This is a genomic window from Mesorhizobium sp. M0074 (assembly GCF_040322975.1).
Taxonomy (GTDB): domain Bacteria; phylum Pseudomonadota; class Alphaproteobacteria; order Rhizobiales; family Rhizobiaceae; genus Mesorhizobium.
This window is the reverse complement of record NZ_JAMYUM010000031.1, coordinates 1-15,505: the sequence shown is the minus strand read 5'-3', so window position 1 is coordinate 15,505 and position 15,505 is coordinate 1. Positions and strand designations below refer to the sequence as shown.

General features: G+C 58.5%; 16 protein-coding genes and 1 pseudogene. 4 read left to right on the top strand and 13 right to left on the bottom strand.

Going from position 1 to position 15,505, the window contains the following annotated elements:
• Positions 1 to 116 precede the first annotated feature (116 nt).
• The 3 genes from NKJ73_RS30450 to NKJ73_RS30435 form a co-directional block, all read right to left on the bottom strand.
• Positions 117 to 896: a phytanoyl-CoA dioxygenase family protein gene (locus tag NKJ73_RS30450; protein WP_352572119.1), complete on the bottom strand. Its 780-nt coding sequence runs from the start codon at positions 894 to 896 to the stop codon at positions 117 to 119.
• 506 nt (positions 897 to 1,402) lie between these two features.
• Positions 1,403 to 2,665, bottom strand: coding sequence for a lysine N(6)-hydroxylase/L-ornithine N(5)-oxygenase family protein (locus NKJ73_RS30445; RefSeq protein WP_352572118.1), 1,263 nt, complete (start codon positions 2,663 to 2,665; stop codon positions 1,403 to 1,405).
• A gap of 564 nt (positions 2,666 to 3,229) precedes the next feature.
• Complete coding sequence (locus tag NKJ73_RS30435) at positions 3,230 to 3,499, bottom strand: hypothetical protein (protein ID WP_352572117.1); 270 nt, start codon at positions 3,497 to 3,499, stop codon at positions 3,230 to 3,232.
• 1,326 nt (positions 3,500 to 4,825) lie between these two features.
• Between NKJ73_RS30435 and NKJ73_RS30430 the strand changes: the two genes are divergently transcribed.
• The 3 genes from NKJ73_RS30430 to NKJ73_RS30420 all read left to right on the top strand — a co-directional run bounded on the left by NKJ73_RS30430 (position 4,826) and on the right by NKJ73_RS30420 (position 7,384).
• A complete protein-coding gene (locus NKJ73_RS30430) occupies positions 4,826 to 5,506 on the top strand; it encodes an OmpW/AlkL family protein (RefSeq protein WP_352572116.1) in 681 nt (226 codons plus the stop codon).
• A gap of 109 nt (positions 5,507 to 5,615) precedes the next feature.
• Entirely contained in the window at positions 5,616 to 6,251 is a 636-nt protein-coding gene (locus NKJ73_RS30425) for an amino acid kinase family protein (protein WP_352572115.1), read from the top strand.
• 359 nt (positions 6,252 to 6,610) lie between these two features.
• The gene (locus NKJ73_RS30420; protein WP_352572114.1) at positions 6,611 to 7,384 is read left to right on the top strand and encodes a 4'-phosphopantetheinyl transferase family protein; all 774 of its coding nucleotides are present in this window, start codon (positions 6,611 to 6,613) and stop codon (positions 7,382 to 7,384) included.
• Between the two features lie 315 nt (positions 7,385 to 7,699).
• Here NKJ73_RS30420 and NKJ73_RS30415 read toward each other — a convergent pair whose 3' ends face one another.
• From NKJ73_RS30415 to NKJ73_RS30400, 4 genes and pseudogenes are all read right to left on the bottom strand, one after another.
• A complete protein-coding gene (locus NKJ73_RS30415) occupies positions 7,700 to 7,876 on the bottom strand; it encodes a hypothetical protein (protein WP_352572113.1) in 177 nt (58 codons plus the stop codon).
• 896 nt (positions 7,877 to 8,772) lie between these two features.
• A pseudogene (locus NKJ73_RS30410) lies at positions 8,773 to 9,115 on the bottom strand (IS110 family transposase); the annotation flags it as partial.
• 74 nt (positions 9,116 to 9,189) lie between these two features.
• Positions 9,190 to 9,408 (bottom strand): helix-turn-helix domain-containing protein, encoded by a 219-nt coding sequence (locus NKJ73_RS30405; RefSeq protein WP_352572112.1) that lies wholly within the window; start codon positions 9,406 to 9,408, stop codon positions 9,190 to 9,192.
• A 202-nt stretch (positions 9,409 to 9,610) separates the two neighbouring features.
• Positions 9,611 to 9,805, bottom strand: a complete 195-nt coding sequence (locus NKJ73_RS30400; protein ID WP_352572145.1) for a helix-turn-helix domain-containing protein — start codon at positions 9,803 to 9,805, stop codon at positions 9,611 to 9,613.
• Between the two features lie 167 nt (positions 9,806 to 9,972).
• On the opposite strand from NKJ73_RS30400, the gene NKJ73_RS30395 reads away from it, so the two are divergent.
• The gene (locus NKJ73_RS30395; protein ID WP_352572111.1) at positions 9,973 to 10,248 is read left to right on the top strand and encodes a DNA -binding domain-containing protein; all 276 of its coding nucleotides are present in this window, start codon (positions 9,973 to 9,975) and stop codon (positions 10,246 to 10,248) included.
• 12 nt (positions 10,249 to 10,260) lie between these two features.
• On the opposite strand, the gene NKJ73_RS30390 is transcribed toward NKJ73_RS30395, so the two are convergent.
• The 6 genes from NKJ73_RS30390 to NKJ73_RS30365 all read right to left on the bottom strand — a co-directional run bounded on the left by NKJ73_RS30390 (position 10,261) and on the right by NKJ73_RS30365 (position 15,180).
• A complete protein-coding gene (locus tag NKJ73_RS30390) occupies positions 10,261 to 10,728 on the bottom strand; it encodes a DUF2285 domain-containing protein (protein ID WP_352572110.1) in 468 nt (155 codons plus the stop codon).
• Positions 10,729 to 10,813: 85 nt separating this feature from the next.
• The gene (locus NKJ73_RS30385) at positions 10,814 to 11,071 is read right to left on the bottom strand and encodes a transcriptional regulator domain-containing protein (protein WP_352572109.1); all 258 of its coding nucleotides are present in this window, start codon (positions 11,069 to 11,071) and stop codon (positions 10,814 to 10,816) included.
• Between the two features lie 34 nt (positions 11,072 to 11,105).
• Positions 11,106 to 11,732: an acyl-homoserine-lactone synthase gene (locus tag NKJ73_RS30380; protein ID WP_352572108.1), complete on the bottom strand. Its 627-nt coding sequence runs from the start codon at positions 11,730 to 11,732 to the stop codon at positions 11,106 to 11,108.
• 91 nt (positions 11,733 to 11,823) lie between these two features.
• Positions 11,824 to 12,552 (bottom strand): LuxR family transcriptional regulator, encoded by a 729-nt coding sequence (locus tag NKJ73_RS30375; RefSeq protein WP_352572107.1) that lies wholly within the window; start codon positions 12,550 to 12,552, stop codon positions 11,824 to 11,826.
• A gap of 559 nt (positions 12,553 to 13,111) precedes the next feature.
• Positions 13,112 to 14,518 (bottom strand): aminotransferase, encoded by a 1,407-nt coding sequence (locus NKJ73_RS30370; RefSeq protein ID WP_352572106.1) that lies wholly within the window; start codon positions 14,516 to 14,518, stop codon positions 13,112 to 13,114.
• 164 nt (positions 14,519 to 14,682) lie between these two features.
• A complete protein-coding gene (locus NKJ73_RS30365) occupies positions 14,683 to 15,180 on the bottom strand; it encodes an Lrp/AsnC family transcriptional regulator (RefSeq protein ID WP_352572105.1) in 498 nt (165 codons plus the stop codon).
• Positions 15,181 to 15,505: the final 325 nt, after the last annotated feature.

Genomic DNA, 15,505 nt, shown 5'->3' with positions numbered 1-15,505 from the left:
TCGTAACGGGCTGCGGTCGATGCTCCGCGAGCCCGCAAATCAGAACGCCATACTCTCCGCGCATTTTTGAGCGGTCGATCAGTTTCGTGTGCATGCCTCCGCCTGGCTGCGTGAGCTCAATCGCGATAGAAAATGCCATTTGGGGGCTTGAGTTTGTCGAGATCGGCCACTTTGCCCTCGGGCGGGTTAAGGGCGCGCTTAAGCACGTTATATTCAGCGCGGGTCGGTCCACCGGTTGAAGCACGCTGGAACACCAAGTAGAGTGTCCGCCGCGAACGATTGCTTTTGTTCGGTCGTGAGTAGTGCGGTGCGTAATCGTCGAAGATGAAGATGTCGCCAGCCTTCCATACTACGGGTTCCCAGGAGAACATTTCGGCGACTTGAGGATCGATCACCCCACCGGCATCCATGGGAAACACCCCCTTCTTGTGGTTGCCGGGGCTGAAGAAAAGCCCGCCGTTTTCCGGGTCGGAGTCGTCGATGCCTATGGCAACCACCGCATGGACCATCCGGTCGGGGAGTTTGTGTGGAATGTGATAAATGTCCTGATGCGGGAGATAGCCGCCGCTGTCGGGGTAGTGGAAAATCAGCAACTCCTTGAGCCTGCGCGAATCTTCGCCAAGCAAATACTCGACCGCTGACTTTATGCGCTGATCTTCTAAGAGCAAACGACGCAATGGATCATGGAAGTCGAGAAAATTCTCGATCTTGGAGATGATCTTTCGATTGTCCGTCGTCTTCTCGAACCACATGAGCCATTTATCATCGCTGACATCCCAGCGTGACATATCTTCGACAAAAGTAGAGATATCTTCCTGAGCCGCTGGAGCGAAGAACCTTTCGAGCCTGACGTATCCGTCTTTCTGCCACTTTTCTCTTTGTGCATCAGTTAACATGCGAAAAGCCTCCTGTTGGAAAGACTGGTTGGTCGGACATCCCAATTAGGGCAGTCGGGCGCTGGTCAAGTTGCGGGTCCACGGAGACGGACTCACTTCATGTGGGACGGCGATGCTAAGTGCGTTCCGCTCCGGCGGATATTGTCCGCAGAAGCTCGGCGCGAGACTGCCTATGTCAGGCTGAGCCGGGTCCAGGGGTTCCGTAAACTGGGCCGGATCAATCGCTTCACCCGGTCCAGCCACGACACGCATCGCTAAAAGCCGGCACCATCCGCTGACCGCCGACCCAGCCATGGCCGCCAAGACCACGGCGCTCTTTCGAGTGAGCGACCTGGTACGGTCTTGACAACCGTAGGGGAAATGCACGCCCCCAGAATAATGCGATGCGCCGCTTGGTCCAAGGGCTTGTTCGGTCACGATGATTTCGGAGAAGCCTCCCGCCTTCGCCGCAGCGGAGGCGGACATCATTCCTAGGATGCCACCGCCGATGATCAAAAGTCTACGAGTCATATCCCGCTGCCCATTTCTTCGGCTGCGGGGGCGGGCCAGCTCTCGATCGAGGTATGGCTGATGAAGCCAGGATGCTCGGGGTTCGCGCATGGCGCGCGCCCAAGAAGGCTATCAAGGATGCGGCGCGCGCGCCAGGCCAGCAGGCTTAGGTTCGGATCGGCCAGGCCGCGCTGCCCGAGGCTCGCGTTTTGTACGAAGATGCGCCTGTCACGCGGTCCGTCCCAGCTCACCGAAAAATCCTCGCGAATAGCTAATTCATTGTCGATCTGCTCCAGCCGGTGCGCGATGGGTGCCAAGAAGTCTGGCACCGCGTTCTCGTAACCGGTGGCCAGGATGACGATGTCAGCCGTGACTTCTTCGACCTCGTCCATGCCGTGCTGCAGGGTCAGCCTGTGACCCGCGCCGGCGTTGATGCAGTGCGAGACGGTGCAGCCCGGCCGCAGTGTGATGTCGCATCGGTTTGGCTCGAAAAATGCGTGGCGGTACAGCGCCTGATAGATCGCACGCAATGTGCTTTCCGAAATGCCGTCCGAGGCAAGCACGAAACGCCGCAGGAGCAGCTTGCGTTGCGACTCGCTCATCGCCGCGAAACGATCCGAAAAGCAGGGCATGAACAACTCGTTTGTGAACGGGCTGTTGTCGAGAGGCAGGTAGTTTTCGCGCTGCGAGACCCAAGTGATCGAGGCAGGCCGCCGTTCTTTCGACAGGCCGACAAGGTGCAACATCAACTCGGCTCCCGACTGGCCTCCGCCAACCACGCAGACATGCTTTCTCCGCACCTCAGGATGGATGTGCAGTAAAACAGATGAGTGGAACAGGTTGCGTCCAGTCCAGCCCTGAAACTGAGGCGGAATTCGCGCCTGCTTGCCAATGCCGACCACGAGGTTTCTGGCGCCGAGAACCGCGTTATCGGTCCGCACCCGAAACGCGCCGTCAAAGCGAATTTCGTGCACGGTCTCGCCGCCATGGACAAGTGGGTTCCTGTGGAAGGCCCAGTTCAGGTACTGCTCAAACTCAGCTCTGAACACAGCCTCGAACTGTGCGTTCAGGAAGTGGTACAAACGCCCGTTCTCGTGCAGGAAGTTTACGAAAGTGTAGGCTGATCGCGGATTCACCAGTGTGACCAGATCCTTGAAGTGGCTGACCTGGAGCTCCGAGGAATCGAATGCGATGCCTGGATGCCAGCGGAAGTCGACCTGCCGATCCAGGAACAGTGCCCCTTGCCCAACTTGCTCGTGTATCTGACACGCAAGGCTCAAATTAGACGGCCCAGCACCGACCCCAACGCAAGATAACTCCACTGCTTCCTCCTATAGAGTCTTCCCACTAGGCGGCTTGTTCGCGGCGAATATCGGCCATAGCCATTGGGCCCCCTCGCGGACGTTTCGAGCCCCGGTCCCGACCGGGTTTGCGAGAATTTGTCCAGCGCGTTCGGGTCGTCGAATGTAGACCCGAGCATTCCAGCGCGGTGACAATCGACGGGTCATGCCGGCGACGTGGGGCAACGACGTATGTCCTTTCCGCCCGTCTGGATGCCCGCGTCGCCGTCACGCGAGGAGCTTTCCAGGCCCATTAAGGTGTTTGAAGCCGGCGCAATCGCCCGCCTCGACCATGACGCGCCGGCCTTTCGGCGGCTTGATGGCAGGCGAGAGCGCGGTTTTCACTGCGGCGACGGCATTTTCGGTGCGCATGAATCATGGACGACGTCTCGCTGATGCGTTCGCAGAGTCCCATGCATGGGCCGTGCCAGAGAAGGAAACTTTATTAAACAATGGGTTGGCGATTTACGATCCTGTCCGAAATCCGACATTGAGGGGGACGCCTCACGGCGGCCCGATTTGCACGTCGATGTCGCCTTTTTCCGAATAGCTAATCGGGCACCTTCTGCACCAGAATACTTCTCTTATGGAGACCAGCACTACGTCTTCATGAACGGACAGGGCAGAACCTTGTGTCTCTGCCGGACAGATCGCGATGTGCGCATCGAGGTCGGCAGTTGCAAGAGCTGCCAGATCCTTCGCCCTATCGTGCCGTTGCACTGGCTCGATCCCGACATCCTCGGAGGCCGCGATCATGAAGTGACGCAATCTCATGTCCGCCGCGAGGCCTCTCTCAGGGGGAAGCAATTCTCTATGTTGGTGTCGGATCGATGCTCTTGATGAGATGGTTGCGGATGGGCGCATGCCCAGACCTAAGCGCATCAATGCTTTGCGATATGGGACCTTCACCAACTGGATTGTCGAATCTCTGTAAAGATAGCCGGAAGACAATTGCGTTATGGCCACTCTGCCGGTTCCAAAAGCACGTGCGCCATTCGGTCCCTGCGACTCAATCCAGGCGGAGGGATGAGGCCGCAAAGCAGCCTTTTGCGCGCCCACCGGTGGGCCAAGAAGGAGCCATCGTAAACGCAGCTATTCGATGATCGCCGCCGCGGAGTCTTCAGGCTGTGCCGCGCCCGACACCGGCGACGTACTGGTCGTCGATGGCCCGTCGCCGATGTCGATCCGAGCTCGGGCAGTTTCACGGTGAGCTTCACTGCTTATTCCGCAGTGCCCACCGAGTGGCACAGGAGGTTCTATCAGGCGGTCACGGCTGCGTTCGTTGTCGGGTCTTCGACGATGTCGGACATGAGACACATCGCAATCAGAGCCATGTCATTGTTCTGAAATGATTTTCTCGTTTGGCACGACACGTGCAAGGCTATCCGCAAACCCGCTGCGGCAAGGACTGAGGGGAAATCATGAGCAAGCTCGCCGAACATGCGCTCGCAGCTGCGAAAACTGGGCCTTTCCGAGCCGACAGGACGTCGCGGCTGTTTTCCAGTCGACAGCATTCTTCACGTTATCCGGACATGACCATATTCGATTTCCGCCCAACGCTGAATGCCCCAGACGATGATCCCCATCTTTGGCTCGAACATGTAGAAGGAGAACGGACACTTGCCTGGGCCGCCAGCCAGCCGGCTAGGACCCTGGGGCACTTCGGTGGAACACAGTTCGATCGCGACTGCGACGCCCTGACAGTGATCTCGACCAATCCCCGACAAGGTTCCCGTGATCACGCGCCGCGGTCAGTGCCTCGACAACTTCTGGCAAGATGCCGGAATTCCGCGCGCACTGTGGGGTCGGGACCACCCTTGCCGCTATCCGCCGATCCTGCTCTCCACCACGAAGCGGGCGTGCGTTCACCCGGGCCACGCGCGTAAGACGGCCGCAAAGCTGCAGGCCTTTGGTTAGCCCGCCTACTTCTAAGTGAGTACAGGTCGGTGATTGCGAGCACGGCGCAAATGATGCGTGCGCGGTCCCACGCAAACTGCGCATGAGCGCTCCGCCAATCTCACGCAATTCGAGCAAGACTTTTCGTAGTTCAGTGCATCATTTCTGAAGAGCAAAGGAGAGAATATCATGGCGAGAAACCAAATGCGCGCGGCACGGGGAGTAACAGCGGCCGTTTTCCTCATCGTGATGGGACAGCAGGCCGTCGCGGCGGACCTTGCGCAAGCCGCGAGCGTCCCGCAGGCGGGAGCCTCGGTCACGGAAGCGCCAAGCCCTTGGCAGATCCGCCTGCGTGCGTTGGGGGTCGTCACTGAGGATTCGGGCTACGTCAAAGCAGTGCCCGGCTCCGATCTTTCCTATTCGAACACGGTGACGCCGGAACTCGATATCTCCTATTTCTTCACGGACAACATCGCCACGGAGCTCATACTCGGCACCACCTACGCCAACATCGACGGCCAAGGAACGATCGGCGGGCTTGGCAAGATCGGCAAGGTTTGGCTGCTGCCGCCTACGCTCACATTGCAGTATCATTTTACCGATCTCGGCGCTTTCAAGCCCTATGTCGGCGCCGGCGTGAACTACACGATATTCTATAACCAGGATGCCGGCAGCGCCGATGCTCTCAAAGTTAAGAACACGTTCGGCACCGCGCTGCAGGTCGGATTCGACTACATGGTGGATCAGCATTGGGGCGTCAACTTCGATGTGAAGAAGCTTTTCCTCAAGCCAGACTTCGACGTCACGGTCGACGGCGCGAAGCTGACGGGGAAGGCTGCGCTCGATCCGTGGTTGATAGGCGCAGGCGTCACCTACCGTTTCTGATACCAAGGCGACGCGGCTTGCTGACAGCCGATCTGAAATCAAGGGCGCCTCGTGCGCCCTTATACCCCTCGAAGGCCGTGACGCTCAGGACAGGTGAGATTGGAGAGACGTGTCTTCACTTCCAGTGCAGCAACACTCAGCGGCAGCACCAACAAGCTCGATCCGATTGGTTTCGGCTCGCCGGTTGATAGTGAAGATTGGCTCAGCACTGATCGGCGATCCAGAAACCGGAGAAGTACGCGGTCCTTGGCTTGAAACACTAATAGAGGATGTCGTCCGATTTTTCGCACGCGGGCAGCAGGTGATCATCGTCACGTCTGGTGCTGTCGCGGTCGGCTCAAGTCACTTCAACCATCTGGACAGATCTCTGCGAGTTGAGGAGAAACAAACGGCCGACGCTATCGGTCAGGTTCAACTCATGCGTGCCTATGAACAGAGTTTAAAACGCCATAGTTTTGGCGTTTGGTCAACCCTTCAACGACTTCTCAAAGTTGGCGCCGTACCCATTATCAACGAGAACGACACGACCGCAACGGCGGTCGGACCCACTCGGACATGCCGGCGCCGGGCCAAATCCAGATGCATGGAAGGTTGCTTGTGTCGCGACTTTCTCACCGCCCTCTTACGAGCAAGATTGACTGACGGCAGCGCCGATCCAAGTATCTGCGGCTGCGGGTGGCGCGCATGTTTCAGGGGCTTCGGTTCAAAGTCGTCGTCGCACATCAACGGTCGGCTCACACCTTGAAATCGAGTCATTCCTCGGATGCAACTCGACCAGTCCGTGGTGAGTTGAGTTTTCCGCGGCGCACACCGAGTTCGCACAGGGAACCGACAAGGCGGTCACGGTAGGACTCGGTGTCGGATCTTCGACGATGTCGGATGATACAGTACCATCCGAATGATCGCACTGTTCTGAAAGGTCCTAGTTGGCACGACCCATGCTCGGGCTATCCCGAAACGCGCTGCGGCATAGACTGAGGAGAAATCATCCATGATCACGCTCGCCAAACATGCGGTCGCCACCGCGAAAACTGAGCTTTCCCGAGCCGAAGGAGAACCTTGCGTTTGTCTAAGGCTATGGGGTCTAGGCTGGGCCCTGTGTCGATGAGCGCGGCCTCCAGCATGCGCGCATCAGCCGTCAGGCACCTTATTGCTCTTTCTGCCCGTTCGCTTGGATTTCTTAAAGACGTGACCTTGCACGACACGGGATACGTCGATGCGGTTCTTGTGCATGGCCGGTTCGATTTCGAGTGCTACACGGAAGATCTGTTTCATAAGCTCGCCTTGGCCTTCCCTCCCAGCTTGTGCACGGCACTACCGTTACGCCGTGCCGAATTTCTAGCTGGTCGCGCGATGGCGGACGCGGCGTTGCAGGCGCTGGGCCAACTTACTACTGAGATTCCCATCGGTCCCGACCGCGCCCCAGTCTGGCCAAAAGGCTCAGTTGGTTCAATCACCCATGCGCGGGGGCATTGCGCCTGTTTCGCCAAAGGCGATCCAGGCTGGCAAGCCGGTGTCGACATCGAGGCAATAGCCAGCGGCCACGCGCTGGAATCGATCCTGAGCATGACGGCTAACCAGCGTGAACGTGCCTTGATTGCACGACAGACGGCGCTCCCTCCAGATCGGCTGGCAACGCTGCTCTTTTCGGCAAAGGAGACACTTTTCAAAGGACTCTACCCGGTGGTGCGGCGCTTTTTTGGGTTCGACTGTGCTGAACTACGGACGCCCCCTGCGAACGGATGCTTGCGGCTGCACCTAACACAAACCCTTTGCAGGGAATTACCTGCGGGCGAATCCTATGACATCCGCTTTAATACCACCGCCGACTGGGTATTGACTTGGCTAGCCGTGCATCAGTTACGGAGGCAAGCCTGATTACCCGAGCCGCATATAAAATATAGCGGTCTGCCCTTTCACAGCCGGTTCCGTCCGGCGGATCCTCGTCGCGCGCTCGTGAGGCGTCAGCTTTTGCAAACTATGCGCGTCGTCAGCGCCTTGCGCTGCTCAGACACACACTCCACTTGCTCGAACATTTCCTTGCCCGGGCGGACGAGGCTGTCGCGACCGGCCTCGGCTCGAAACGCCCAGATCCCGGTATCGGTCACCGTCCCTCGGCCGAAAAGATGAAGCTGAACTGATGACGGTCGCTGTTCGTGCCATCCTCCGGATCATAAAGTTCCCCTGGGCTTGCTATCGAATGCCAGCGCGCTGGATATAGCGCAGATGAGCGCGCGCCGACTGAAGTCCCTTTCTATCCAGCTTGACCACACGGGACTTGATGACGAGGCGCGGCTGGAAGGCGGCGAAGCGGTCACGCGACGCAAGCTCGCTGCAGACGCCGGCACCGCGCCCGATCCCGGGTGCCATGGAAGGTTCCCTTGCCGCGACTTTCCCAACCACGAGCAAGATTGGCTGACGGCAGCGACCGTGGTATTTCCGCCGGGGGTGACGCGCATTTTTGCGGGGCTTCGGTTCAAAGTCTTCGTCGCGCATCAACGGCCGGCCCCCACAACTTGAACTCGAGTCATTCCTCGAGTTGGCAGCTCGACTGGCCCGCGGAAGTGGGCGCAATATAATCCGTGGTTGTGCGCCATCTGGCGCCTTGGCGGCCCTACAGTTGCTCTCATTGTCAGATCATCGACGATGTCGGGCATGAGACCCAGCGCTCTGATCGGTTGTTCTGAAACGATTTCCCAGTTGGTGCCCCACCCCGCGGACGCGCTGATCGGCATCTCGCTTTCCTCCTTCATCGCCGGCGAGGTGCAGTTTTGCCACCCTCTTCGAAACAGGCGACAGGCGCTCCCTGCAGTCATTCTTCTGGAATAACGGGAAGCTCATCTCCTACCTCGTTAACCTCGATCCGCGTTTCGAGATGTTCACCCCCGACCGCCAGGAATGGACGCGCCGAGCGCTGGACACCGTGCCTGCCGAAGGCACAGTTCACCTCGGGTCACTCGATGCGAAACGTCACGAGACCAATGGAGAGGTCCTCATTTCGGCTCAGGACCCGATCACGCCGCGGAAGCTTCTCCTATAGACCTCAATACCGCGGCGCCTCTCGGCGCTCCAGTAATCCTGAAGGGCAACCCGGAGAATTTCCACGCATCCGGGCTGGTGGTGACGCGCCACGAGGCAGTCTCGACCGATGGTGAGATGATCCCCTATACGCAGGTCGGTCCAGCGAACGGGAACGGGGATGCCCCGGTTCACCTCACCGCCTACGGCGGGTACGGCAAGTCGGTCCTGCCCCACTGGGGCCGACACCGGGAGTGGCGCCAGGCGCTGTCTGCACTCCTTGGCCCGATGTAAAGCCATCAATCTGGCGTCGACATCTTTCAGATGTGTTTGCACTGGGCATATTTCTTGAGCATAAGCGCGAACAGCTCCCGCCGCCAATCCGGCAGCGTCCCATCTGCTAAGATACGCTCGAGCAGCGGTTCGATCTGCACATTCTATGGCGGCGATCAGCCCATATTCTGTCGGATAGTTGCGGATCGCATTGGCGAGTGGCGTGCGATTGCGGATCAGCCTGTCGGGCAGGTCAACCAGCAGCAATGCCGGCTGGTTGTCGTCTATCTTGACCGGTATGAAGCGGCGCATGGTCGGTATTCTACGCCCTCGCATGCGCGATCGGGTGCGCCGTCATCTTGATTGAAAAAGACCCGGTCTCTGCGAAAGCCTCAGGCCTGTTTGTCGGGCCGACCGAGTTCCATGTGGCTCACGCCGAGGGCTTGTGCCAACTCGTAAATCGTGACGATCGTCGGATTTCTGCGGCCTTTCTCCAAACCGCTTATGTACTGCTGACTGAAGCCGGAGATGTCGTCAAGCTGCTCCTGCGTCAGATGGTTCTTCTGCCTGAACCTCTGCACATTCGGTCCGACCAACTGGCGCATGTCCATCCGCCCGAGTCAGATTAGGCATCTCGAGTTTCTTAATTATAATATGTATTCCTCACCGGAGGTCTCAATTGGCCCGCGGGCGGCTGCGTGGAACCGATTTATCGGAGATAGGACAGTGGCGCTACACTCTGAACCGAATGCGCCGATCGCGGACGAGGCCCCTGTTGAGGGCTTTTGTTGAGCAGTCCAAGCGCAACGCCATCTACAGGTCACGAGAGCGGCGCATTTGTGCCAGAAGCTCGCAAGGGTCGATATCGAGAGCCTCGGTAACGTCGAGAAACTCAATTACGTCCAGCCGACGTTCACCACCCTCGTACTTGGCCACGAAGGATTGTGGGCGGCCCAGCATATCAGCAACCTGGGTCTGGGTGACCCCTTTGGTTTTGCGCGCCGCAATCAGCCGTTTTAGCAGCCGGCGCTGGCGAGCTGATCGAAGGGATTTTCGGCATCAGACGAACCGGCCAAGAAGGAACCGGCTCACCGACTAATCCCAGTTTCGGATTATCCTATTTTAGGATATTGTGCCGTGCGCGGGCGCGGAATAGGTCTTAGGCGAGACATGAAATGGTAGACAAATTGTTCCAACCTGCTGTTGCCGACGAGGTCCCATGGGCGGAGAGCCTGACCGCTTACGACGATGAACACTTCACGACATATTTGAAGCTCATAGACGCATGCGCCGACAATGCGAGCGAAGAAGAGATGGCGCAGGCGATATTGGGCATCGATCCAGTGCAAGAGCCAGCGCGCGCCCAAAGGGCGGTTCGCAGCCATCTCGCGCGCGCCCACTGGCTGGTGGTGGCGGGGTACAAAGAGCTGTTCTCTGGCCAAAAGGCCTGAGGGTGAGAGTCGTTATAGAAGAAAACGCTTATAACCACCGTTCATGAGCCAGCGCCCGCGTCTGACTGCACGGCGGACGCTGTCGCGAAGATGGTCACCGGGGTCGGCCCAGTCCTGCTCGACGCGGGCTTTGCCGAAGAGGGCAAGGCCGATTTCGCGGTGTGATGCGCCAGCGATGGAGCCGTCGAGCGCACGCAAGACGCGGCGCAACCGCGAGCAACGGGGCTCGGTCGGAAAGAATCTTGGTTGCAGCCTGCCGGTCCAACAGAGGCTGTTCAGACATTCCAACGCGTTCAGGCGTTGCTTCAGTTCCTCTGGCGACCAGAGGACGGAGGATGTCAATCGCACAGCATCGAGGATGCTGACGCCTGAGGCAGCCAGCTGCAAGCTCCTGCCACTGTCCTCGACAAGGACGTGCTGATGCCCATCCCGCGTGACGAGTATGGAGATGCGGCAGGAGTGCGCGGCGAGATCGAGCACGTGGACCCCGCGCGGCCGCGCCGCCATTTCGGCAGCAACCGGCAAAACATGCGGACATTGCCAGGGGCACCAAAGGACGCTCGCATTAGTTCCTTTCGAGCTTGCAAAACAGAAGGCCCCACCGCGAGAGATCAACAGTGCTCGACGGCAGGCTGATAATATCCACGGACCGGGCGTTCGTGCGTTCGGCACCGCGCAGCGCGTTCGCCAGATCCTTCTGGAAGTCCGGATTGCGCCTGAGGAATTCCCAGGCCCAGCCTCGGCTGGTCAGCCGCTCGACATAGCCATAGTCACCATCATCTTGCCTGTCCGGCCAGGCAGCGCCAGGCATTATTTCGTCCATTGCATCGTTTCCAGGAAAGGGTTGGATTCCAGGCTCAGGCGATCTTCATGACCGGTGTCCACAGTACCGGGCCCTTGAGTCCGCCATTGCGATGGAGGGCTTCCAAGCTCTCTGTTGAGACGTCGAGATATCCGGCAACGGCGCGCGTGTTGCCTATTGTTTGCGGATCGGACAGCCGTTCGAGTGGCCAGCCGGCGCGACGCAAGATCCGCTCTATGCGCAGATCCGTTACGGTAACGATGCTGCGCAGACCACGTGACAACCCAAACTCGACCATCCCGGCAAACAGCTCGTAGGTGCCCATAGCGATGCCCGCCTGTTTCGGCGCGGAAGGCGGCAGATCAAGCGCAAAACGGCTGCTTTCCCAAACCCGCGGATCTTCCGGCGCCGAACGGTCTGCAAGGAGAGCGCAGAAGCTGTCGCGCAGCATCGTCGGTCCGGTGGTCGGCAACAGGCGCACGCAGCCGTCGATGCACCCGGTGGGCGCACGCAGCAACAGGTAGTGGGGACGAAGCGCGTCGAACGGATCGACCTCATAGCCGCCGCTGAACGAAACGTCCCAATCAAGTCGATCCCTGAAGACGCGATACCGCAAGCGGTGCATCTGCTCGAGCTCGTCGCTGAACTCAGCGTAGCAATCCGGCGTGATCAACTGCATCATGATGGCCTTTCTCCCTCGCATCGATAACACCTGCGATTGAAGGCAAAGGCCGGAGTTAATACAACCTGTGCATGTGCCCAGGTTTCGGAGATCAGGTGAAGAGAGATGGCCTGGATAGTGCAAGCCGAACGGCTGCCTGAATAACCGTCTTCACGCCAAGCTTCTTCCTGGCGTTATCCCGATGATAGGCTGCGGTGTGCCGACTGATTCCCAAGATGCGGCCGATCTCCCACGCCGTCTTTCCGCGAGCCGCCCACTTCAGACACTCGATTTCCCTTCGCGATAGGGCAACGCCATCCACGATCCTGCCGTCGGCCAACTTGCGACAGGCATGAAGATGGAAGAAGACCGCGATGAGCTGCAGCACGCGGTCATATCGGTCAATCAGGCGGAAGAACGGTGGTCGCCTTTCATCCGAGGCGAAGGTCAGTGCTGCAAACGTACCGCTGCTGTCATGGATCGGGATCGTGAAGCCGCAGTGAATGCCAAATTGCGTCGCCTCATCCATCAATTGTCGCTGCTGCGTCGACAGTTCGAGATCAGCACTGTGCGCATCCCAGTTGAATGGTTCCTGACCACCACGCGCCTGATGGATAACCGGGTCAATCTTTTCATACCGACTGTGAAGGTAGTGAGATGTCCAGGATTGAGAGTAGGTGGAAATCAGGCGCACCTTGCGGCCCTTGCCAGGCGAAGGGAAAAGATAGGCAAAAGACGGCAAATCGAGCGAAGAGGCAATCTCCCCCAAAGCGTTGCGCAGGTCCGTCGCGTCAGCGCTGTCTGCGATTTGCTCTACAAATCTATGAAAAACGTCTTGCATAGCTAAACTGCAGTGAGTTCACCCACGGCTTCTGGCCCCACATATCGGAGCCCAGACGGGTCGACCAGAGCGCAGCCATTTAGGGAAAAAGGCCCGGCAGGAGACTGAGCTCCGTGCCGGGCCGGTGCGCCTTGGGAGGGCGATATGTGCTTCGACGACGCTCTTATCGACACCGAGACCTCATTCCAGCGTCATCTCTTAGCAGGTGGCAGTTGTCCTCTTGGGTTTGCACTTCATTACGATCGAGGTGTCTGTTGCGGGCTGTTGAGACTGTCTCCATGGAGGAGCTCAGCCCCACAGTAGATTGCGGTCTGCGGCCTGTGAGAGCGTCACCTCTACAATTCTTGCAGCAGCCCTACGCCCCCGTCTCGGACGCGAAGGCGGTGCTGTGTTTTTCGAGATTGGCGCCGTATTTCGGCATCGGCTCGCACACCCTCCACGCAAGTTGCCTTAAAAGCGAAGAGCGTGGCTTTGCGCGCGCCAGCTCATGCCGCCACAGGGCTGCCGGACGTGAAATCCTGGTCGATCCGGGTGGGTGGCCCTCATCCGTCACGTCAGATCATATCGCGCCCTCCGCCTTCAGCGCGCGATAGGTCGTATCGACTGATTTCGCGGTTGCGTCGACGATGATGTCGATCTCTTTTCGGGTAATGATCAGAGGTGGGGCAAAGCCGAGAATATCGCCGTGCGGCATAGCTCGCCCGATGACACCATTCTCAAACAGAGCAGCGGCGGCGCGCACGCCGACCTGAAGTCCGGGCTCGAATGGCACCCGTTCCTTAGGATCCCGCATCAGTTCCACGGCGGATAGGATGCCGACGCCGCGAACCTCGCCAACAATGGGATGTCGCTCCAGTTCGGCTTTCATGCGGGCTTGCCAATACGGTCCGACGTCCCGAACATGTTCCAGGACATTTCTTTCCTTTAGCAATTTAATGTTGGCAAGCGCGGCCGCCGCGCAAAGCGTGTGACCAGAATATGTCCAGCCATGGCCGAGTGCCCCGTGCTTTTCCGTCCCTTGTTCCAAAACCGACCAGACTCGGTCACCGATAATCGAACCGGAAATAGGCAGGTAGGCGGAACTCAAGCCCTTGGCGATCGTTACGAAATCCGGGCGCATGCCATAGAGGTGGGAACCGAATTTCTCACCGGTTCGCGCGAAGCCGCAGACCACTTCATCGGCAATAAGAAGGATGTCGTACTTGTCAAGCACCCCCTGAATCGCAGCCCAGTATCCCTTTGGGGGTGGAATGATGCCTCCGGTCCCAAGTACCGGCTCTCCAATGAAGGCGGCAACGGTCTCTGGGCCTTCAGCGACGATAAGGGCTTCAAGTTCGTTGGCACAGCGCCTGGAGAACGCCTCCTCATTTTCGCCGTCGCGCGCCTGGCGATAGTAATGTGGCGTCGTCGTATGGCGAACCAAATTCAAAGGCAGGTCGAAGAAATCGTGAAAGAAGGGAAGGCCTGTCAGGCTACCTGTGACCAGCCCGGACCCGTGATATCCGCGATGCCGCGAGATGATCTTCTTCTTTTCAGGGCGACCGAGAATGTTGTTGTAGTACCACACCAGCTTGATGTTGGTTTCGTTGGCGTCGGAACCGGAGAGGCCGAAAAAGACCCTTCGCATGTTTTGACCGAAATATTCGACCACGGCCTCTGCCAAGAGTGCGACTGGCTCAGTTCCTTGGCTCGCATAGACATGGGCGAACGGCAACTCGTGCGCTTGCCGGGCGATGGCCTCGGCAATCTCCGTGCAGCCATATCCCATATTGACGCAGTAAAGCCCTCCGAAACCGTCAAGGCTCTTTCGGCCGTCGGTATCCCAGATGTACACGCCTTCTGCGCCGGCCATGATCCGGTTTGGCGTCTCGCCGCGGCTGTGCTTGGCCAAGTGTGTAGACGGATGAAAGACGAAGCTTCGATCCTTCTCCCGCAGTTGCTCGGTTCCCAGATTGCTCAAACGCATCGTCGCTCTCCTCGCGCATCAGTCGGCTGGGAACACTCGGCCAGCCGCCCGTTGGAAACCAGCATAGTGGCAAACGTATCTCGGGTTTCGCGGGAATGCACACTTTTAGCCGACGAATTCACGGAATCGGCACCAATCGCCGTGAAAACCAAGGCTTCCGGAGTTTACCGTTGCCTCAGGGCGGACAGAGGAATCGGTGAGTTGGATTTCACTGGTTTCGTCACGACAAGGCTGTAGTATTGCTCGATACCCAAGCCTGCCTGCAGCAATTCCTCCATGAAATCCTGATACGCAGCCATGGAAGGAGATGAAACGCGCATCAGATAGTCGATCCGCCCTCCGATAGCCCAGCAGTCGAGGATTTCCGGAATCTCTTTGATCGCAGTTTCGAAGTGTCGTTGATCCTCAAGACGATGGCGATCCAGAACCACCTCCACCATTATAGAGATGATGCCCCCGATGAGGGCTGGACTTAATCGCGCATAGAACCCCTCAATGATCCCTGCGGCTTGGAGCACGCGGAGCCGCTCCGAACAGGCCGACGCGGAAAGGTGAACACGCTTTGCGAGTTCGCTTTTCGAAATCCGACCATCTGACTGGATCTCTGAGAGAATCCGGACATCCCAAGCGTCTAGTCGCACAGGATCGGGTTTCGGCTTCATGACATTTTGCTCTCAAGCGGTAGTCGCAGCGCAATTAGTGCCAACCAATTCCATCATCAATCGAAGCGAACGAATATAGTGGCCGTCATTCGTCCTCGGCCTGCAAGCTTCACTGCGAGGTTGTAGAAGTCAGGGGGACTGAGAACGATCCAAGCAGGACGCTGTAGAACAGTTGGGTATTGCCCCTGCCCCCAACCGGGCGATGACGCATTGGAAAGGAGTGATCGCCTGTCGGGCGGCGGGAGTTGTGTGCGTCAAGTTCTGCAAAATGGCGTGGCATTGCGGTGACGTCGGCGTGTCCGCCGCGCAGCCCCCGTGTTTAGCG